This window comes from Salinifilum aidingensis, assembly GCF_054782015.1.
On sequence record NZ_BAAGTH010000004.1, the window covers coordinates 69326 to 90054 of the forward strand.

General features: G+C 71.7%; 11 protein-coding genes. 10 read left to right on the forward strand and 1 reads right to left on the reverse strand.

The genetic code is table 11. The features are described from left to right. The first annotated feature begins 85 nt into the window (after window positions 1-85). The 9 genes from ACYVJE_RS07325 (at window position 86) to ACYVJE_RS07365 (ending at window position 13467) form a co-directional block, all read left to right on the forward strand. Window positions 86-3031 carry a BTAD domain-containing putative transcriptional regulator gene (locus ACYVJE_RS07325; protein WP_461143849.1) on the forward strand — a complete coding sequence of 982 codons (2946 nt, stop codon included), beginning with the start codon at window positions 86-88 and terminating at the stop codon, window positions 3029-3031. A gap of 241 nt (window positions 3032-3272) precedes the next feature. Further along, window positions 3273-4106 (forward strand): alpha/beta fold hydrolase, encoded by an 834-nt coding sequence (locus ACYVJE_RS07330; protein WP_461143850.1) that lies wholly within the window; start codon window positions 3273-3275, stop codon window positions 4104-4106. 53 nt (window positions 4107-4159) lie between these two features. Next, complete coding sequence (locus ACYVJE_RS07335; protein ID WP_461143851.1) at window positions 4160-5251, forward strand: class I SAM-dependent methyltransferase; 1092 nt, start codon at window positions 4160-4162, stop codon at window positions 5249-5251. 24 nt (window positions 5252-5275) lie between these two features. Continuing rightward, window positions 5276-5857 (forward strand): OsmC family protein, encoded by a 582-nt coding sequence (locus ACYVJE_RS07340; RefSeq protein WP_461143852.1) that lies wholly within the window; start codon window positions 5276-5278, stop codon window positions 5855-5857. Window positions 5858-6441: 584 nt separating this feature from the next. Further along, window positions 6442-8076, forward strand: a complete 1635-nt coding sequence (locus ACYVJE_RS07345) for a Na+/H+ antiporter NhaC family protein (protein WP_461143853.1) — start codon at window positions 6442-6444, stop codon at window positions 8074-8076. A gap of 178 nt (window positions 8077-8254) precedes the next feature. Beyond that, window positions 8255-9184 carry a pseudouridine-5'-phosphate glycosidase gene (locus ACYVJE_RS07350; RefSeq protein ID WP_461143854.1) on the forward strand — a complete coding sequence of 310 codons (930 nt, stop codon included), beginning with the start codon at window positions 8255-8257 and terminating at the stop codon, window positions 9182-9184. Window positions 9185-9199: 15 nt separating this feature from the next. Then, entirely contained in the window at window positions 9200-10084 is an 885-nt protein-coding gene (locus ACYVJE_RS07355) for a carbohydrate kinase family protein (protein WP_461143855.1), read from the forward strand. Between the two features lie 421 nt (window positions 10085-10505). Beyond that, window positions 10506-11681 carry a geranylgeranyl reductase family protein gene (locus ACYVJE_RS07360; protein ID WP_461143856.1) on the forward strand — a complete coding sequence of 392 codons (1176 nt, stop codon included), beginning with the start codon at window positions 10506-10508 and terminating at the stop codon, window positions 11679-11681. Window positions 11682-12108: 427 nt separating this feature from the next. After that, window positions 12109-13467: an MFS transporter gene (locus tag ACYVJE_RS07365; protein ID WP_461143857.1), complete on the forward strand. Its 1359-nt coding sequence runs from the start codon at window positions 12109-12111 to the stop codon at window positions 13465-13467. 138 nt (window positions 13468-13605) lie between these two features. Here ACYVJE_RS07365 and ACYVJE_RS07370 read toward each other — a convergent pair whose 3' ends face one another. After that, window positions 13606-14130, reverse strand: a complete 525-nt coding sequence (locus ACYVJE_RS07370; RefSeq protein ID WP_461143858.1) for a nitroreductase/quinone reductase family protein — start codon at window positions 14128-14130, stop codon at window positions 13606-13608. A gap of 153 nt (window positions 14131-14283) precedes the next feature. On the opposite strand from ACYVJE_RS07370, the gene ACYVJE_RS07375 reads away from it, so the two are divergent. Then, a complete protein-coding gene (locus ACYVJE_RS07375; RefSeq protein ID WP_461143859.1) occupies window positions 14284-20625 on the forward strand; it encodes an SDR family NAD(P)-dependent oxidoreductase in 6342 nt (2113 codons plus the stop codon). Window positions 20626-20729 lie beyond the last annotated feature (104 nt).

Sequence of the window (20729 nt, forward strand, 5' to 3'; positions counted from 1 at the left end):
CCTTCCGTCGCGATCCTCGCCGCAGCAGCGGGACCCGAACGACGAATCGGTGCAAAACCCCCGCGCAATCCTAGAATGGTGACGGATGCGGTTCCTGGTGCTGGGCTCGGTGGGCGTCCTCGCGAGCGGACGCCGGGTGACGCTCGCGCGCGGTCAGCAGCGCACCATCCTGGCACTGCTGCTCGCCGGCGACGGCGAGGTCGTCTCCGCCGACAGGCTCGTCGACGCGCTGTGGGGGTCGATTCCCCCCGGAACCGCCCGGAAGTCGCTCCAAAGCCACGTCTCCCGGCTGCGCCACCAGCTGTCTTCGCTGGCTCCTGGCGAATCGCCGCCGGTGGACAGCGCGGGCGATGGCTACCGCCCGGACCTCGTCGCCCACGAGTTCGACGCGCGCCTGTACCGCGACCTGCTCGGGCAGGCGCAACGGTGCCACAACCCGTGGGAGAAGCTCGCTCTGCTCGACCAGGCGGAAAGCTACTGGGACGGCCCGGCGTTCGGCGGCTTGTCCGACCACCCGAGCTTGGTAGCGGCGGCACGCCAGCTCGACCAACAGCGCGACGCCGCGGCGGCCGACCGGATCGAGGCTCTGCTTGCACTCGGCATGCACGACGAGGCCCTCCGGGAGTTGCCACGGATGGTCCAGGCCGGACCGCTCGACGAACGGGTCCACGGGCAACTCATGCGCGCCCTCGTGACCGCGGGCCGGCGGGCCGAGGCGCTGGCCACCTTCCGGAAGGTGCAGACCCGGTTGCGCGACGAGCTCGGGATCGACCCGTCACCCGAGTTGCGCGGCCTGCACGAGGAGATCCTGCGCCAAGACACCGCTCCCGCACCTCCCCGAGCACCGCGGATCACGCCGGTGGCCGAACCCACCCGGGAGGCGGATCCGCTGCTGGGGCGGGAACACGACATCGAGACCGTGAGCACCTGGTTGAGGAGCGCCTCGCTGGTGACGCTCACCGGACCCGGCGGCGTCGGCAAGACCCGCCTGGCCGAGCACCTCGTGGAGCACACCGGCCCGGTGTGGCGCGACGGCGTGCTCTCCTGCGTCCTGGCGCACGTGCGGGACGCCGAGGGCGTCGGCGGTGCTCTCACCGCCGCGCTCGCGGTCCAACCGTCCGGCGGGCAGTCGATGACCGACGCGCTGGTGTCGGGACTCGCGGACCGGCACCAGCTGCTGTTCCTGGACAACTGCGAGCACGTGATCGACGCCGTCACACCGCACGTGGAAACGATCGTGGCCGGCTGTCCCGGCATCACGGTGCTGGCCACGTCGCGCGAGCGGCTGCGGCTGCCGAACGAGCGGGTCTGGCCGGTGACTCCGCTCGCCGTCCCGCCCGGAGGAGCGCGGACAGCTGACGTGCTGGCCACTTCGGCAGGCAGCCTGTTCTGCGTGCGGGCGCGGGCAGTGGACCCCGACTTCCGGCTCAGCGACACCAACGCGGGCGTCGTGGCCGAGCTGTGTCGCCGGCTCGACGGCATGCCGCTGGCCATCGAGCTCGCCGCCGCCCGCAGCCGGGCGCTATCGCCCGACGCACTGGTGGACCGGCTCGATCAGCGCTTCGCCGTGTTCGGCGGTGGGCCGCGGCACCAGGGCGGCCGCCACCGCACCCTGGAGGCCGTGGTGGCCTGGTCCTACGACCTGCTGGCCCCGGGGGAGGCCGATCTCTTCGACCGGCTCGCGGTCTTCGCGAGCGCGGTCCCGCTGGTGACGGTCGAGGGCGTGTGCTGCGACGAGCAGCTCCCCCGGGAGGTGATCGCGGGCCTGCTCGGCGAGCTGGTCGACAAGTCGATGGTCGTGGTGCAGCGCGACGGCGACGCGGTGCGCTACCGACTGCTCGACACGATGCGGGACTTCGGCCTGTGCAGGTTGGAAGAACGCGGCATCGCAGAGGCGATGCGGAGGTCGCACGCCGCCCACCACGTGGCGCTGGCGGAGCTGCACGGCCCCCGGGCCCGCGGCCCGGCGGAGCCGGAGGCCGTCGCGGCCATCACCGGAGCGATCGATGACCTGCGTGCAGCCCACGCACGGGCGATCGCCGCGGGCGATGTGGATCTCGCCCTGCGACTGCCCGCCGCGTTGACCGACGAGGTCGTCTTCCGGCTGCGCGACGAGGTGACGACCTGGGCGCGCCGGGCGCTGTCGTTGGCGGGGGCGAACGGACATCCCGCCCGTGCCGGGGCCTTGGTTACGGCGGCCTGGGGAGCGACCAGCCGGGACGAGTGCGACCGTGCCGTGAACGAAGCCTCCGAGGCGTACCGGGCGGCCGAGCCCGGCACTCCCGTCTCGCTGGTCGCGCTGGGAGCGATCGCGACCGCCGCGATGTACGAAGGGCAGCTCGAGACCGTCATCGACCTCGCTGACAGGCACCAGCAGGAAGCCGAGGGGGTCAACTCCGGCTACCATCTGTCCTTCCTGTGGGTGAACCGCATCCTCGGTCACCTCTACCGAGGCGAGATCGAGGCGGCGGCCACCGGCGTTCCCGAGCTCCGGCACGTCGCCGAGCGCTCCGGTAACCCGAGCATGCGGGCCTTCGCCCGTTACTGCGACGGCGAGGTCCACATGGAACGGGATCCGGACCGCGCCGCTGTCGCGCTGGAGGAAGCGGTGACACTCGCCCGCAGTGTCGGCAATCGCCTCATCGAGGGCGTCTCGCTGGTTTGCCTCGCTTCGTCCCTGGGTCGTAGGGGGCAGGTCGATGAGGCGCTGCGCGCATTCCGCGACGTCGTGCTGCACTGGCGGGGCGTCGGCGACCACACCCACCAGTTGACTGCGGTGCGCAACCTGGTGGAGCTGCTCGCGGAAGTGCAGGCCGACGAGCATGCGGCGATCCTCCACGGGGCGGTAACCTCCGGCGTGACCCCGACCTACGGTCTCGAGGCGACGCGCCTCACCCGGGCGTGGAGGAAGGTCGAGGGGCGGCTCGGTCGTGACGCAGCGCAGGCACTGGCCGCGCAGGGGCAGGCGCTCGACGTGCGCCGGGTGGGGGAGGAGGCGCTCGCCCGGATCAACACCCTGCTCGGCGAGTGACCGGGGACTCCTTTCCCGCGGTGTCCCCTCGTGCAGCGTTCTCGTCCCGGCGGCTCCTCCCGCAGCACGGGCACAACCGGATCGCAGCCGGCCCACATCCGGCGTTTGCCACGATGTCGGTGTTTCCGGACACGCGCGCAGGTGCTCGCCGGGGAGGACTGATCTTCCTGCGGCGAGCCCGGCGGCGAACCGAGGACCGCGGCCTTCGCGTCGAGCGGCCCATTCCGCGAAGGAACCAACCATGACCGACGACCGCATTCATCGAACAGCCTCCGCGGACGGCACGCCCATCGCCGGGCGGGTGCGCGGGCAGGGGCCTCCCCTGGTGCTCGTCCCGGGCGGCCCGGCCGACGGCGAGACCGCCTGGAACGCTCTGCTGCCGCACCTGACCGGCCACTTCACCTGCTATGCCCTCAACACCCGCGGTCGTGCTCTGAGCGGCGACAGCCGCGACCACTCCCGCGCACGTCTGGTGGAAGACGTCATCGCGTTCGTGGAGAGCATCGGCGAACCGGTGGTGCTGTTCGGCCACTCGGCCGGAGGCGCGCACGCGTTGGAAGCGGCGTCGCGCACCTCGGCCGTCACCACCCTCGCACTGTACGAACCGACCCTCACCGAACTCGGTGACGAGGACCTGCACGCCCGTTACGCGCAGGCCTTCACCGAGGTGCGGCGCGCGGTCGCCGAGGACAGGTTCACCGACGCCGCGTGGATCTTCCTGGAGGACCTGGCCTTGATCAACGAAACCGAGCGGTCCCTCGTCTCCGAAGCGGACGCGGTGCGCGAGATGGCGCCGCTCGTTCCCGTCGTTCTCGAGGAAGTCGCGCAGTCGGGTCCGCCCAGCCTGTCCGACCTGTCCCTGCTGGAGCGCGTCGGAGTTCCCGTTCTCCTCGTGCGTGGCTCCCGCACGCACTCGTTCTACGCCGGTGTCGTGGACTACCTCGCCGACAGGCTCGTCGACTGCCGGGTGCGCGAGATCCCCGACGTCGGTCATCTCGGCCCCGAGATGGAGCCCGAGCCGGTTGCAGCGGAGCTGGTGCGCCTTCTCGGCCTCGTTGCGCCGCACCGCGGTTGACGTCTCCGCGCCGCCAAACACCGAGTGGTCACCTCGAGCGAAAGGAACGCACCATGACCGCCACAGCACCAGCGCCGGAACTCGAGGAACAGGCGGCGATCCTGCTCGGTCAGGTGGCCGGGTACGCGGGACACCGCACGATCGGGATCGGTCTGCGCTCCGGACTCGTCCGAGCCCTGGCCGACGCACCAGCAGGCGCCACCGCGGACGACTTGGCCGCACGCACCGGCCACGACCAGTTCTACGTGGGCGTGTGGTGCCGCTCAGCCCTCGCCTGCGGCGTCTGCGAGCGGGACGGCGACACCTATCGCCTCGCACCGCACATGGCGACCCTGCTGCTGGACGAGAACAGCCCGTCCTACGCGGGCGGCATCTTCGCGGTCTTCGAGCAGCACGAACTGTTCGACCGGTTCGAGCAGGTGCTCGGCACGGGGGAGCGGATGTGGTGGCACGACACCAGTCCCGAGTGGATCGACGGTGTGTCCCGCTCTGGCAGGCCGTTCTACACCCGGTTGGTTCCCGGAGGGCTCGAGCAGGTCCCGGGGCTCGCGACGCGGTTGGCCGAAGGCGGCGTGATCGTCGACACCGGCTGCGGCGCGGGGCTGGGGCTGGTCCGGCTGGCGGAGCACTACCCCGCCTGCGAGTTGATCGGGGTGGACGGTGACGCCCACTCGATCGAGATGGCTCGGCGCACCGTCGAGGCTGCCGGAATCGCCGAGCGGGTGCGGTTGGTGACCGCGCCGCTGGAGGAATTCACGATCGAGCGGCCGGCCTCGCTGGTGATCAACAACGTCACCATGCACGAGTGCCGCGATATCGACCGGGTCACCGAGCAGATCAAGCGGGCGCTCGAGCCGGGCGGGTTGTTCGTGATCTCCGACTTCCCGTTCCCGGACAGCGACGGGGTCTTGGCGACCGTGCCCGGCAGGGTGATGGCCGGCGTCCAGTTCTTCGAGTGCCAGATCGACGACCAGCTGCTACCTCGCCGGGCCTACGACGCGCTGCTGGAACGGCACGGGTTCACCGACCTCGGCAACACCACGCTGACCCCCGTCCACGCCCTCACCTGGGGGCGCTGGGTCGGAACGCGGAACAACCGGGACGCGGTGACCAGCCGACGACCGAACAACCGCAACACCCGGTGAACACCGACAACGAAGGAGACGACCATGTCCACCACGACTCCGGAGGCGATCGAGCGCAACGGAATCAACGTCACTCAACTCACCGAAACCATCGGCGCGATCCAGAACGATCCCACCATCGCCGCCTTCCGGTTCCGGGCCACCACCGCATGGGAAGGCGGCGGGCACAGCCGGACGACGATCAAGGAGTTCTACGGTGCGGGCACCGAGGACCACTCGCGCGCCGATGCGTTCACACTGGACGGCGATGAGCCTCCGGTCCTCCTGGGCGCCAACCACGCCCCGAACGCGGTGGAGACGGTGCTGCACGCGCTCACATCGTGCCTGACGGTGGGTTTCGTCTACAACGCCGCCGCGCGGGGAATCGAGGTCCGCAGCCTGGACTTCGACGTCGAAGGGGTCCTCGACCTGCACGGGTTCCTCGGGCTCTCGGAAACCACCCGACCCGGCTACCAGCAGATCGAGGTTCGCTACCGGGTCGACGCCGACGCGACCGAGGAGCAGGTCGAGCAGCTGTGCCACCACGTCCAGCGCACGTCGCCCGTGCTCGACATCGTCACCAATTCGGTTCCCGTCACGCTCGTGCGGGCGGAAGACGGTGGCTGAACCTCGGGAACTGGGCGGTACCGGCGGAGGCGCAGCTGCTGCGGCGTGCTGCGCGCTGCTCGAACCGAGCGGGGCGGGGGGCTGGTCGGCACCCGCCGGCCAGACCCCTCGCCCGGCTCGTGAGCGCCGAGGCGCGGTATCAGCCGGTCGAGCCGGACCGGGACATCTGCGCACGCGCCCCCGGCTCCCCCGAGGTCATGCCAGGCTCGCGAGCACGAGTTCTCAGCGATGCGCACTCCTCGAGGAGGTCGGAGAAGTGCGTGCCGGGAGGGGCACCGAGCCGCGCACGCCGTGCGGCCGACCGGTCGCGGGGGTCGTACGCGGCCGAACGAGCGCGTGAGCGGGCCGCGGTCAGGCAGGGGCGCTGCAAGCCCGTGCAACGACCGCGCAACGATCCCCGGTTCGAACGGGGAGTGAAGCAACGGGCGGCGGTTGGTGATCGTTCGTGCGGGGGATACGGTGTTCGTCATCTCCACGTGGTGATCGGGATCACGTTTCCGAGCTGCGCCGGTGGCAGCACGCGGCCCCGCGCAGGCCGTCCGGACACCGGCACTCCGTCCGAGCGTCACGCCGAAAGGAACTCGATGACCGGGACCTGGCCTTCGATACTGCCGCCGCTGCTCGCGATCGGCCTCGCCCTGGTGACCCGCCAGGTCATCCCCGCGCTGTTCGCGGGCATCTGGCTCGGCGCCTGGTTGCTGGGCGGAGCGACCCTCGCCGGGGTGGGCACGTCGCTGGTCGACACGGTCGGTGTGCACATCGTCGACGCGCTGGCCGACCACGACCACATGATGATCGTGGTCGCCACGCTGATGATCGGCGGGATGGTCGGCCTGATCCGCCGCAACGGCGGCACCGACGGCATCGTGAAGGTGGTGACGCACTGGGCGTCCACGCCGCGGCGCGGCCAGGTCGCGACCGGCGGCCTCGGGTTGGCCGTCTTCTTCGACGACTACGCCAACAGCCTCGTCGTGGGCAACACGATGCGCCCGATCACCGACCGGCTGCGGATCTCGCGCGAGAAGCTCGCCTACGTCGTCGACTCCACCGCGGCGCCGGTGGCCACGATCGGTCTGTTCACCACCTGGATCGGGTACCAGGTCGGCCTGATCGGCGACGCCGTCGGCAAGATCGGACTCGAGCAGGGCGCGTTCGCCGTGTTCGTCAGCTCCCTGCGCTTCGCCTTCTACCCGGTGCTGGCGATCCTCTTCGTGTTCGCCATCGCCGCCAGCAGGCGTGATTTCGGCCCGATGGCGCGCGCCGAGCGGCGCGCTCGGGAGACCGGCGCCGTGCTGCGCCCGGGGTCGAACCTCGGATCGGGCGGCGAGGTGGAAGCCGAGCTGAAGCCCGCCGAGCACACACCGCGCCGCTTCCTCAACGCGCTGCTGCCGATCCTGGTCCTGGTGGTGACGACCTTCTCGGGGCTGCTCGTCACCGGCTCCGGTGATTCGGTCCTCGCGCGGATGGGTGCGGGCGATCCGTTCGCCTCGCTGGTGTGGGGTTCGTTGCTGGCCGTGCTGGTGGCGACCGCGATGAGCATGGGGCAGCGCATCCTGACGCTCGCGCAGGTGGTGAACGCCTGGTTCGCGGGCGTGAAGTCCGTGCTGTTCGTGGTCATCATCCTCTCCGCCGCCTGGGCGCTGTCCTCGCTGACCGAGGAGCTCGGCACGGCGGAGTTCCTGGCCGGAGCGCTCAGCGATGCCCTGCCCGCCTCCCTGCTGCCGGCGATCCTCTTCGTGCTGGCGGCGGCGGTCGCGTTCGCCACCGGAACGAGCTGGGGAACCATGGGCATCCTGACGCCGCTCGCGGTCCCGCTGGCGTGGGCGCTGCTGCAGGCCCAGGGCGAGGCGGCGGCAGGTGGGCACCCGATCCTGTACGCGAGCGTGGCGACCGTGCTCGCCGGTGCCGTGTGGGGCGACCACTGCTCGCCGATCTCGGACACGACCGTGATCTCCTCGCTGGCCTCGGAGTGCGACGTGGTCGACCACGTGCGCACCCAGTTGCCGTACGCGCTCTACGTCGGGGCGATCGCGGTCCTGCTCGGGCTCGTACCGGTCGGATTCGGCGTGCCCTGGTGGGTGGCGTTCCTGCTGTCGATCGGCGTGATGCTGGTGGGGCTGCGCTTCCTCGGCAAGCGCGGCCCGGACGCCGAACACCAGGACTCCACCGCCGGGAACGGTGACGCCTCCGAGGACGGGACCACCCCGGCTGCGGGATAGCCGGGACCGGGCGTCCGGGTCCGCGCTGCCCGGACGCCCGGTCCCCTGTGGCGGCGAGCACCCGGCGTGCGGGGTGACGTTCACCGGAACCGAGCGGGCTCAGGTCGTTGGTCGGCGGTGAGCGCGGCGATAAGCTCGCGCGGAGCTCGATCCGTGCCCGTTCCCCGCCAGGAGTGCCATGCCGCGGTCCGATACCTCCGCAGCCGTGTTCGTCTCGGAAGAGGTGCGCTCCGCCCTGCAGGCGGGACGACCTGTGGTGGCGCTGGAGTCGACGATCTTCACCCACGGGTTGCCGCATCCGCGCAACCTCGACGTCGCGCTGCACGCCCGGCAGCAGCTCCGCGACGCCGGCGTGGCTCCGGCGACCGTGGGCGTCGTCGACGGGGTCGCCACGGTCGGGCTGTCCGAGGACGCGCTCGAGCGCCTGGGCACGATGGACGAACCCGCCAAGATCAGCGCGCGCGACCTGCCGGTGGCCGTGGCCAAGGGGCTCGGTGGCGGAACCACCGTGGCGGCGACCGCGTTCCTGGCGCACCGGGCCGGTGTCCCCGTGTTCGCGACGGGCGGTCTCGGCGGGGTGCACCACGGCGCGGCCACGACGTTCGACGAATCCGCCGACCTGGTGGCCCTCGCGCGCACACCGCTGGCCGTCGTCAGCGCCGGCGTCAAATCCGTCCTCGACGTCGGCGCCACGCTGCAGCGGTTCGAGACGCTGAACCTCCCGGTCGTCGGTTACGGCACCACGCGCTACCCCGGTTTCTACGTCACCGACTCCGGGCACGGAATCGAGCACTCCGCTGCGACTCCCGAGGAGGTCGCCGCCGTGGTCGCCGCCCGCGACGCGCTCGGGCTCCGTGCGGCCCTGCTGGTGGCCAACCCGATCCCCGCAGAGCAGCAGCTCCCACCGGAGGAGCACGACAGGTTGCTGGCCGAGGCCTGGGCGGCCGCCGACCGGGAGAACATCACCGGCCAGGACATCACGCCGTACCTGCTCGAGCACCTCCGGCGCGCCTCCGGCGGTCGCAGCCTCGACGTCAACATCGCCGCCTACCGCAACAACATCGCCGTCGCCGCCGACATCGCCGCCGCCATCGCCGAACGCAGGTGAGGGGAGGGGACGGGCATGCTCGGTGTGGTGGGCGACCTCCTCGAGGACGTGGTGGTGCGGTTGGACGAACCGTTGCAGCACGCCACCGACACGGCGGTGGCGGTCCACCGCACGCGCGGCGGTAGCGGAGCGAACGTCGCCGCCCTCGCGGCATCCCGCCATCCCACGCGCTTCCTGGGCTGCGTCGGCACCGATGCCGCGGGTGACGCGCTCGTCGCGCAGCTGCGGCAGGAGGCCGTCGACGTCGCCGTCCAACGCAGCGGCACCACGGGCACGGTGGTGGTCCTCGTCGACGACCGGGGTGAGCGCACCATGCTGCCCGACCGCGGCGCGGCGGTGCTCCTCGAGGACGTCGACCCGGCGTGGACCGCCGACCTGGAACACCTGCACCTGCCCGCCTACTGCTTCGCCGCCGATCCGCTGGCCACCACCGCGTGCGAACTGGTGCGGCGCGTGCACCGGCAGGCGGCCGCGGTGTCGGTGGACGCGTCCTCCACCGGAATGCTGCGCCACTACGGTGCGCAGCGCTTCCTCGCGCTGATGGCCGAGCTCGACCCGGCGTTGCTGTTCGCCGACCGGGACGAGGCGGAGTTCCTGGGACTCGTCCGGCACTCCCGACCGGGTCCGGCGTTGTTCGGGCTGCCGAGGACCACCGCGGTGGTCAAGAACGGTCCGCGGCCGACCACCGTGCTCGTGCCGGGGAGGGGTCCGCTGCGGGTGGCGGTGCCGCCGGTCGGGGGAGTGCGCGACCTCACCGGCGCAGGCGACGCGTTCGCAGCCGGGTTCCTGACCGCGCGCCTGCAACAGGCCGGTCTGCGCGCCGCCTGCGAAGCGGGCCACGCCACCGCTGCACGAGTGCTGAGCTCGCCCGGGGCCTCAGCCGACCCCGCTGCACACTGACGGCAGGTGGTCGGGTCGGGGGTCCTGCCGGCCGCGACCACCGCTCGCCGCCGAGGGAGCGTTCGCGACCCCGATCTCCTCGTTCGCGCTGCCGCGCCGCGGAGCTCGGATCGGTGGTGTCGCAACGGGATTACGCCCATCGGCTGGAACATCTCGGCAACCACGGGGACGACCGCTGGTCGTGCTTGACGGTGCGGAGCCCCCGTGACAACGTACGCAACGTCAGTGATCATGAAGTCGAGAGCAGCGACGACCCTCCATCGCACGGGTGGTCGGTGAGACGGTCCGGGAGGCGAAGGCGCTGGTGGAACGGCGTGTACGAGCCACCGGTGGACTCGTGCGATCCCGCTGTTCCGCCTGGAGTCCCCTTCGCGGGCGGCAGCGTTGATCCGCTCCGCCCGGCAGGAAAGGAACCGGTGGCATGTCGCAACGTCCCTCTCCCGATTTCTGGGACGTAGTCGTCGTCGGTGCTGGTCCGGCAGGAACTTCCGCTGCCAGAGCCGCTGCCGGGCGCGGTTGCGCGGTGCTCCTCCTTGAGCGGGACGGGATTCCGCGGTACAAGACGTGCGGTGGTGGGCTGGTGGGCGGTTCGCTGGAAGCGCTTTCGCCCGGCACGGAACTCAACATCTACGACGAGGTGCGGCGCGTCACGCTGTCCATGAACGGGAAGTCGCCGAAAACGCTGCCTTCGCGGCCGCCGTGGGCGAAGATGGTGTTCCGGGACGAGTTCGACGCGGCGTTGGTGGAGGAGGCCGCACGAGCGGGTGTTTCGGTCCGCGACGGGACAGCGGTGAAAGGCGTGGAGCTGGGCGGCGGCGAGGTCCGCTTGCGGTTGAGCGGTGGCGACCAGGTGCGAGCCGGTGCCGTCGTCGGCGCGGACGGCAGTGCCAGCCGCATCGCGAAGTTCGTGGGCGTGCAGTGCCGACAGGTCGACCTGGCCCTCGAGGCCGAAGTCCCCGTCGACGGTGCAACCGAGAAGGCCTGGAGCGGCCGAGCTCTCTTGGAGTGGGGACCGCTGCCGGGGTCGTTCGGCTGGGTGTTCCCCAAGGGGGACATCTGCACGGTCGGGGTGGTCGGCAGTCGCGGATCGCCGGACGCGACCCGCGGTTACATGCGTGAATTCCTCGACCGCCACCACTTCGCGGACATCGAGCCGGTGCGCAACACCGGGCACCTGACGCGCTGCCGCTTCACCGAGTCACCGCTCGCACGGGGGCCGGTCCTCGTGGCGGGCGATGCGGCAGGACTGGCGGATCCGTGGCTCCGCGAGGGAATTTCGTTCGCCCTGCGTTCCGGGAAGATGGCGGGGCGTGCCGCGGCTTCGCTGGCGGGGTCCGCGCGCGAAGCCGACGTGCGCACCGAGGGGGAGAGGTACCACCGGGAAGTGGACTCCGAGCTGGGGGCGGAAATGCGCGCGAGCGAACGATTGGCGCGGATTTTCACGCGGCACCCGGCGCTCGTGCACACCGCTCTCACCCGGTTCCCGCTGGTTTGGCGACGAGTGGACGACTACCTCACGGGACGGGCGACGATCCCCGAGGTGCTGAATTCTCCGCTGTTCAAACCCGCGGTGGCGGCCATGTCCGCGGTGAGCTAGTTCTGGCCTGATTGCCCGGGGGTCAGCCTCCTCCATTCGACGTCCGATCGAGGCGCGCACCTCCTCGCAGCACGTGAGGCGGACCCGTTTCCGCGCTGCGCTCCGCAGGTGGTGCACGGCATCGTAAGACGGGTATCCGAGCCGGACAAATACGCGTTCGCGAAGGATTCATATCCATATCGCAGCAGCGGAGGCCCGGACCGGTTCAGCGCCCGGACGAGGGCACGTTCCTAGGTGGAACCCGGACAAATGTCCGGTGCGGCGGCGTGCACGTGGATGCCAGTGTCCGCACACCTCAACGGCCGCGATACCGATCCTCCGGAGATCGCAGGGGCAGTCTCCCTCGCGTTGTCGAGCTGCTCCCGCCCGGAGGGCGGATTCCTCGCGCAGTTGGAATCCTGCTGATCTCAACGTCGATGGAGACGCGATGCCCGAAAACAATCCGGATCAGCTCAACGCGAAAAGACAGCGGAGCACTGTCCGCTGGGTGGTCCTCCTGGCGGCGATGACCCTCGTCTTCGACGGTTACGACCTGGTGGTCTACGGCACCGTCGTACCGACGCTCCTGCACGACCCGAGCCAGCTCGGGGCGCTGACGCCCGCCCAGGCGGGGGCGCTCGGCAGCTACGCGCTGGTGGGCGTCCTGGTCGGCGCGCTCACCGCGGGAGCGATCGGCGACCACATCGGTCGCCGCCGAATGGTCCTGACCAACGTCGTCGTCTTTTCCACTGGTATGGGAATCACGGCGATGGCCACGAACATCGCGGTGTTCGGGCTGTTCCGGTTCATCACCGGAATCGGTGTCGGTGCGCTGGTGGCCACGGCCGGTGCCGTGGTCGCCGAGTTCGCCCCGGCCCAGAAGCGCAACCTGCTTAACGCCGTCGTCTACAGCGGTGTTCCCGCCGGTGGTGTGCTCGCCTCGGTGCTGGCCATCGTGGTCACCGACGCGGTCGGCTGGCGCGGGTTGTTCTGGATCGGCGCGCTGCCGCTCGTCACGCTGCTCCCGCTGGCCTGGGCCAAGTTGCCGGAGTCCCCGCGCTGGCTGCACTCCCGCGGGCAGGTCGAACGCGCTCGGGAGATCTCCCGGAAGACGGGCGTTCCGCTCCCGTCCCCCGCGCAGCAACCCGCGGAGGACGCGAACGGGGGGAAAGTGGGATTCGCCGCGCTGGCGACCCGGCGATACGCGTGGCCGACCTTCCTCCTCGGGCTGATGAGCTTCTCGGGTCTGCTGCTGACCTACGGGTTGGACACGTGGCTTCCGGAGATCATGGGGCAGTACGGTTTCGGCGAGTCGTATTCGCTGCTGTTCCTCCTCGTGCTCAACCTCGGCGCGATCTTCGGCAGCATCATCGCGTCGCAGACGGCCGACCGGATCGGGGCGAAGCAGGTCATCGCGACCACGTTCGGGATCGCTGCGCTCTCCCTGTGCCTGCTCGCGCTGGAACTGCCGCTCGTCGTGCTGCTGGCAGGGGTGGCGATCGCAGGATTCGGCACGATCGGCACCCAGGTGCTGGTCTACGGGCTCGTCTCCAACTACTACGGGACCAACGCTCGCGCGGCGGGCGTGGCGTGGTGCGCCGGGTTCGGCAGGCTCGGCGGCATCGCCGGCCCCGTCCTCGGCGGCGTCCTGATCGGCATGGGACTGGGCGGACAGCTCGCCTTCGTCCTGTTCGGCGGGATCGCCCTGCTCGGGGCGCTGGTGACGCTGCTGGTTCCGCGCAACCGGTCGGGCGCCGAACTCGCCGGGGCTTCGCCGGAGGCCGCCCCGGCTCCGACGCGGTCGTGATCTCCGGCGCGACGCACCGCCGCTGAAGGCCCGGGGCATCGGTCGGGGCGGACTTCCGCCCGGGCCGATGCCCCTTGCGGGCGACCGCGGATCGACCTCGCCGCGGACGCACCTGCCGGGCGGTTCGGCGGTGTCGGCTCACGGGTGCCGCTCCGCGGGTGATCCTCCTGCCGGGTCGTGGTCGTGGTCGTGGTCGGGATCGGGCCGAAGGTGGAACACGGGAAGCTCCCGCCCGGAGAGCCGGGTGTAGGTCTCGTACGGTGGCCAGGTCTCCAGCGCGATCGGCCAGCTGCGGCTCCGTTCGTGCCCCGTCAACAGAACGGCCCGCACCGGGAAGGTGGCGCCGTCGAGGGTCACCGCAGCACGGGGCTCGCACCGCAGGTTGAACGTCCACTGCGGATGGTCGGCGCGGCCGCCGTGCGATCCGAGGACGAGGTAGCCGCCCTCGTGCGGCGTGTAGATCAGGGGCACCGCGCGGGGCGAACCGCTCCGGGCCCCGGACGTGTGGAGCAGGAGCAGGGGGATGCCGAGCGCACCGGTGATGCTGCGCCGCCCCTTGCTGCGGAGGAGGAGGGCGCGCTCCGCGGGTGCGAGCCGCAGCGCCAGTTCACCTGCCCACCTGTGGTGGCTCAGGCGCCGGGCCAGCCGGGTCAGCGGACGCAACGTTCGCGCTCCGCGCGGAGGACGGGGCGTGCGAGCGCGGTACCTGGCCGAGGCGTCAAGTGCCCGTCCGGTCGACGCTGCGTGGGATGTCTCAACGGTTCCTCCTCGAACGGAGTATTTTCGATCTTCGCGGGGCCCTACTACGTTTCCAGCATGCCTGAGCGCGGAATCAGCGGCGCCGATGACCGCCGACTGCAGTACGAGCCCATCGCCGTCGTCGGCATCGGTTGCCGGTTCGCCGGCGGGGTGGACTCCCCGGACGCGCTGTGGAGCGCCCTCCGGGAGGGCCGCGACATGATCACCGAAGTGCCACCGGACAGGTGGGACGTCGACGAGGCCTACGATCCGGAACCGGGCGTTCCCGGGAAGACGGTGTCGAAGTGGGGCGGTTTCCTCGACGACGTCGGTGGTTTCGACCCGGAGTTCTTCGGCATTTCCGCGCGCGAGGCGGAAGCGATGGACCCCCAGCACCGCCTGCTGTTGGAAACGTCCTGGGAAGCCCTCGAGAACGCGGGCGTTCGGCCGCACGCACTGGGGAACTCGCCGACCGGGCTGTTCCTGGGCGTCTCCGGTCAGGACTACATGATGCGCACGCCGGACTCGGAACTGTTCACGAATCCCTACGCGATGACGGGGAACGCGCGCAGCATGGCAGCGGGACGCATCTCGTACCTGCTGGGGTTGCGCGGCCCGAGCGTGGTCCTGGACTCCGCGTGCTCCTCCGGCCTGGTCGCGACCCACCTCGCCGCGCGGAGCCTGCAGACCGGGGATGCCGATCTCGCCCTGTGCGGCGGGGTCAACCTGATCTTCGGGCCCGAGACGACGATCGCCTTCTCCAGCTGGGGGATGCTCTCGCCCGCCGGCCGGTGCCGGGCCTTCGACGCCGACGCGAGCGGCTTCGTCCGGGCCGAGGCCGCCGGCGTGCTCGCGCTCAAGCGGTTGTCGCACGCCGAACGCGACGGCGACCGGGTGCTCGCCGTGCTGCGGGGCTCCGGGGTGAACCAGGACGGACGCTCCAACGGGATCACCGCTCCCTCCGGTGAGGCCCAGCGCTCGCTGCAGCAGCAGGTGATCGAGCGCGCCGGGGTCGACCCGTCCGGCGTGGGCCTGCTCGAGGCGCACGGGACCGGGACCCCGGTGGGCGACCCGATCGAGTTCGCCGCGCTGGCGGACAGCTACGGTCGCGGTGCGCAGCCGTGCGCGCTCGGATCGGTGAAGACGAACATCGGGCACGCGGAGACGGCCTCGGGCATGGCCGGGGTGATCAAGGCGATCATGGCGCTGCGGCGCGGCGAGGTTCCCGCCAACCTGCACTTCAACGCGTGGAACCCCGAAATCGACCACGAGGGGACTCGGTTGTTCGTCCCGACGAGGACCGAGCCGTGGCCGGTGGACGAGGGCCCCAGGCTCGCCGCCGTGTCCTCCTACGGCTTCTCCGGGACCAACGCGCACGTGCTCCTCGAGCAGGCGCCCGATCCCGACCCGGCCACCGCGGCGGACGAGCACGGCGACCGTCCGGTGCTGGTGCCGATCTCGGCGAGTTCGCCCACCTCGCTGTCCGACACCGCCCGGCGCATCGCCGGGTGGCTCGAGCGGGGCGGGACGCCCCCGGCGCTCACCGACGTCGGATACACCCTCGCCGTCCGGCGCGAACACCGCACCGCGCGCGCGGCGGTCGTTGCGACCGACCCGACTGAACTCGTCGGCCGCCTGCGCGCGGTCGAACGCGGCGAGCCCGCCGCCGGGGTGGCGGTCGGTGCGGACAAGGGCGGGCGCCGCGGGGATCCTGTGTGGGTCTTCTCGGGACAGGGATCGCAATGGCCCGGGATGGGGAGGCGGTTGCTCGCGGAGGAGCCGGCCTTCGCCGAGACCATCGCGGAACTCGAACCGCTCATCCGCGCGGAGTCGGGTTTCTCGCTGCGCGAGGTGCTGGTCGCCGACGAGATCACCACGAGGATCGACCAGGTGCAACCGGCGCTGTTCGCCATGCAGGTGGGCCTGGCAGCCGTGTGGCGCTCCTGCGGGGTGCGGCCGGGTGCGGTGATCGGGCACTCGATGGGCGAGGTCGCCGCCGCAGTGGTCAGCGGCGTGCTCTCCCCGCAGGACGGCGTCGCGGTGATCTGCCGGCGATCCCGGCTGATGCTGGAGCTGTCGGGTTCGGGAGCGATGGCGTCGGTCGACCTGCCCCGCGAGGACGTGGAGCGCGAACTGGCGGCGGCGAACGCTCGGGAGGTGGTCGTCGCCGTGCAGTCCTCCCCGGAATCCACCGTGGTCGCCGGGGCGACCTCCGAGGTGCGGAGCTTGATCGCCCGCTGGGAGGAAGCCGACCGGTTGGTGCGTGAGATCGCGGTGGACATCGCCTCCCACTCGCCCCAGGTCGACCCCATCCTGGAGCGTCTGGTCCGGGGACTGTCGGACCTTTCGCCGCAGGAGCCGACGATCCCCTTCTACAGCACCGTGAACCCCGGCCAGGACGCGACTTTCGGCGCGCGGTACTGGGCGGAGAACCTGCGCCGGCCGGTCGGCTTCACCGACGCCGTGTCGGCGGCGCTCGCCGACGGTCACCGCGTGTTCGCAGAACTGTCCCCGCACCCCCTGCTGACGCGCGCGATCGGCGACACCGTCACGGCCCACCACGCCGACGCCGCCGTCGTCGGGGCGCTCCGCCGCGGCGAGGACGAACGGGAGCACCTGCTGGCCGCGATCGGCGAGGTCCACTGCGCCGGGGCCGACGTGGACTGGGCGCGGCACCACCCGCGGGGCGCGCTGCTCGACGTGCCGCTGCCGACGTGGAACCACCGGTGGCTGATGAACTCCGGCGAGGAGGGCGCGAGTCCCGCGGTGGGGCATCCGCTGCTGGGCGCGCACGTCGAGCCCCCGAAGGGCGACGGCGAGCACGTGTGGCAGGCCGAGGTCGGCGTCGAGGCCCAGCCGTGGCTGGCCGACCACCAGGTGCGCGGGACGCCGATGATGCCCGCCGCCGGCTACGGCGAGATGGCGGTGGCCGCGGCGGCGGACGTGTTCGGCGCGGACACGCGGGTGGAGGTCGCCGACCTCACCTTCGACAACGCCCTCGTCCTGGACGGGGACGTGCCGGTGTCCACGCTCGTGGAGAACACCACCGAACGAGGCGGTTCGCTGCGCGTGCTCAGCCGCGGTGCGGACGGCGCCCTCGTCTCCCGAGCCGGCGGCACGTTGCAGGTGCTCGACGCCGAATCCGAGGCCGAACGCGTGGACATCGATGCGCTGCTGGACGCGCATCCGAACAGCGAAGGCCCGGACGACTACTACGCGTACCTGCGGGGCCTCGGCATCCAGCACGGGCCCGGCTTCGCCGCGCTCACCGCGATCCACCGCGCCGGAGCCGAGGCCAGGACCGTGCTCACCGAGGTGCGCTTGCCCGCCGAGCGGCGTTCGGAAGCGGAGTCCTACCGGGTGCATCCCGTGCTGCTGGACGCCTGCCTGCAGACGATCGCGACGCACCCGGAGATGATGGACCAGTCCGGGCTCTTCCTGCCGCTGGCGATCGATTCGCTGCGCGTGCTCGGCGACGTCCGCAACGCCCGCTACTGCGTGGCGCGTCTGCACGCTGTCGGTGATCGCCACTGCCTCGGCGACGTCCGACTCGTGGACACCGAGGGCGCGGTGCTCATCGACGCTCGCGGTGTCCGGTTCGGCACGTCGGTCGAGGATTCCCCGGAGCGGATTCTCCAGCAGCGACTGCTCGCCGTGGAGTGGGAGGAGGCACCCGCGCCCGAACCGGCGGGCGAAGCCGCCGGCCGGTGGCTGGTGGTCGCCGAGCCCTCCGACGCGGTCGGTTCGGAGACCGCCCACGGCATCACCGCCGGACTGGGGGAGCGGGGCGGCACGGCCACCGCGGTCGCCGAGAAGGCACCTGAGGAGCTGGCAGCTGGGGTGCGCGAACAGCTCGAGAACGGGCGGATCCGCGGGGTGGCCTTCGTGACCGGCCCGGGCACGGACACCGGCTCGGCTCCCGCGGCGGCCCGCCACCGGATGAGCCGGCTCATCGCGCTGGCGCAGGAGATCACAGAGCACGAGGGCGACTCCGCCCCCTCGCTGACCGTGCTGCTGCACGGTGCGCAGCCGGTGCTCGAGGACGACGGAACGGACCCCGCGCAGGAGCCGCTGCGCGGGCTGGCCAAGGTCATCGGTCACGAGCACGAGGAACTGGACGTGTCCGTCGTCGATGTCGCCGGGGCCACCGCCGAGCGCTTGGTCGGCGAGCTGGTGGACGCGCCGCCCGAGCAGGACGAGGTCGCCTGGCGCGGTGAGACCCGCTACCTCGCCCGCCTCCGGAACAGCCCGCTGGCGATCGACGACCGCCAGCACCGGAGCGTCCACTTGGGACGGGACGGCGTCGGGGTGCAGGCGGCGCGCAACGGCGAGCTGGACACGCTGGAACTCGCGGCGCGCTCCCGAGCCAGTCCGGGACCAGGCGAGGTGGAGATCGAGGTCCACGCGGCGAGCTTGAACTACGTGGACGCCCTCAACGCCATGGGCGTGTACCGCACCGTGGACGACTCGCCCCCACCGCTGGGAGCGGACTGCGCGGGCGTGATCGCGCGCGTGGGGTCGGACGTGACCGACTACCGGCCCGGTGACAGGGTCGCCGCGATGATGTGGGGCGGCCTCGCCTCGCACCTGACGGTCTCCACCGGCAACGTGTTCACCGTTCCCGACCACGTCTCGATCGAGGACGCCGCCACCATGCCGGCGGTCTACCTGACGGCGTGGTACGGGCTCAGCCACCTGGCCCGGTTGCAGGCGGGCGAGCGGGTGCTCGTCCACGCGGCGACCGGCGGCGTGGGGCTGGCCGCGATCGCCATCGCACGCGCGCGCGGTGCCGAGATCTTCGCCACCGCGGGCACCCCGGAGAAGCGGGCGTACCTCACCGAGCTGGGCATCGAGCACGTGATGGACTCGCGTTCGCTGGACTTCGCCGACCGCGTCCGGGAGATCACCGGTGGTGAGGGCGTCGACGTCGTCCTCAACTCGGTGACCGGTCCCGCGCAACGAGCCGGGGTCGCGCTGCTGCGCACCGGTGGGAGGTTCCTCGAGATCGGCAAGCGGGACATCTACGCCGACCACAGGATCGGACTGTCACCCTTCCGGCACAACATCGTGTTCGCGAGCATCGATCTCGGACTCGTCGTCGACCAGCTCGCCTCGCTGACGGCCGACATGATGGGCGAGATCGGGCAGCAGGTCGCCGAAGGCATCCTCCCCCCGCTGCCCCGCACCACCTACGCGGTGGACGAGCTGCCCGACGCCCTCCGCGCGCTCGGCGCGGGGCGGCACATCGGCAAGGCGGTCGTGCGCATCCCGCGCGACGGCGCTCGGACGGTGCCGGTGGAGCCCGCGGATGTCCCCGTGGTCCGGACCGGCGGAGCATACGTCGTCACTGGTGGTCTCGGCGGGCTCGGTCCGGTGGTGGCGCGGTGGCTGAGCGACGCCGGCGCGGCCCGGGTGGTGCTGAACGGCCGCCGTGCACCGGACGAGGAGACCAGCGCGGTCCCCGACGAGCTCCGCGGGGCCGGCACCGACGTGCGGGTCGTGCTCGGTGATCTCGCCGAACCGGAGACCGCGCCACGGCTGCTCGCCGAAGCCTCCGAGGGAGGGGTCCCCGTGCGCGGCGCCGTGCACGGTGCGGCGGTCGTCGAGGACCACGTGGTCTCGCGGCTCGACGAGGACGCGGTGGACCGCGTGTGGCGCCCGAAGGCCCTCGGCGCGTGGAACCTCCACGAGGCGCTGGGCGCCGGTGGGCACGAGGACGGGCTCGACTGGTTGCTGCTGTTCTCCTCGGCCGCCGCTCTCATCGGCAACCCCGGTCAGGGCGCGTACGCGGCGGCCAACGGATTCCTCGACGGCCTCGCTACCGCGCGGCGCGCGCGAGGCCTGGCCGCGACCAGCGTGCGTTGGGGCGCGTGGGCCGAGCACGGCCGCGGCGCGGTGATGGAGCAGCGGGGCTTCGCGATGATCAGGCCCGAGGAGGGGATCGAGGCGTGCGATCGCCTGCTGCGGCACGGGCGTTCCCGCATCGGCTACCTGCCCACCGCTGACGGGAGTTGGCTTTCCGCGGTGGGTGAGAAGGCGCGCAGCTCCGCGTTCTTCGCTCCCCAGATGGCGCGGTCGGACGGTGATGAGAACGAGTCGGGGATCGATCGCGACCTGCTCGCACGCCTGTCCGAGGTGGACGCGGAGGACAAGCTGAACGCGCTCACCGGCTTCGTGATCGAGCAGGCTGCCGCGATCCTGCGGGTGGACTCCGCCGGTATCGCCCCGGAGCGGTCGCTGCTCGACTACGGCCTGGACTCGTTGATGGGGTTGGAACTGCGGACCAGGCTCGACAAGGCCCTCGGGGTGCGGATTCCCACCAAGAAGCTGTGGTCCATCCCGCAGCCGGAATCCCTCGCCGGCTACCTGGCGGAACTGCTCGGCGAGCCCGTCGCCGGGGCAGGGGGTGAGGGGGCGTAGGCACCGCTCGCCGGTGCTCGCGAGCTGCGGCTTCGAGGCTGCCCGCGGTCAGCGGCCGCTCCGAAGGGCGCGCTGCTGGCCGCGGGCCGAGCACCGGTGAGTTC

Bases quoted from the DNA above. Each gene is read 5' to 3' on its own strand.
- ACYVJE_RS07325 (WP_461143849.1), top strand. From the start codon at position 86: ATGCGGTTCCTGGTGCTGGGCTCGGTGGGCGTCCTCGCGAGCGGACGC.
- ACYVJE_RS07340 (WP_461143852.1), top strand. From the start codon at position 5,276: ATGTCCACCACGACTCCGGAGGCGATCGAGCGCAACGGAATCAACGTC.
- ACYVJE_RS07360 (WP_461143856.1), top strand. From the start codon at position 10,506: ATGTCGCAACGTCCCTCTCCCGATTTCTGGGACGTAGTCGTCGTCGGT.
- ACYVJE_RS07375 (WP_461143859.1), top strand. From the start codon at position 14,284: ATGCCTGAGCGCGGAATCAGCGGCGCCGATGACCGCCGACTGCAGTAC.
- ACYVJE_RS07350 (WP_461143854.1), top strand. From the start codon at position 8,255: ATGCCGCGGTCCGATACCTCCGCAGCCGTGTTCGTCTCGGAAGAGGTG.
- ACYVJE_RS07355 (WP_461143855.1), top strand. From the start codon at position 9,200: ATGCTCGGTGTGGTGGGCGACCTCCTCGAGGACGTGGTGGTGCGGTTG.
- ACYVJE_RS07335 (WP_461143851.1), top strand. From the start codon at position 4,160: ATGACCGCCACAGCACCAGCGCCGGAACTCGAGGAACAGGCGGCGATC.
- ACYVJE_RS07365 (WP_461143857.1), top strand. From the start codon at position 12,109: ATGCCCGAAAACAATCCGGATCAGCTCAACGCGAAAAGACAGCGGAGC.
- ACYVJE_RS07345 (WP_461143853.1), top strand. From the start codon at position 6,442: ATGACCGGGACCTGGCCTTCGATACTGCCGCCGCTGCTCGCGATCGGC.
- ACYVJE_RS07330 (WP_461143850.1), top strand. From the start codon at position 3,273: ATGACCGACGACCGCATTCATCGAACAGCCTCCGCGGACGGCACGCCC.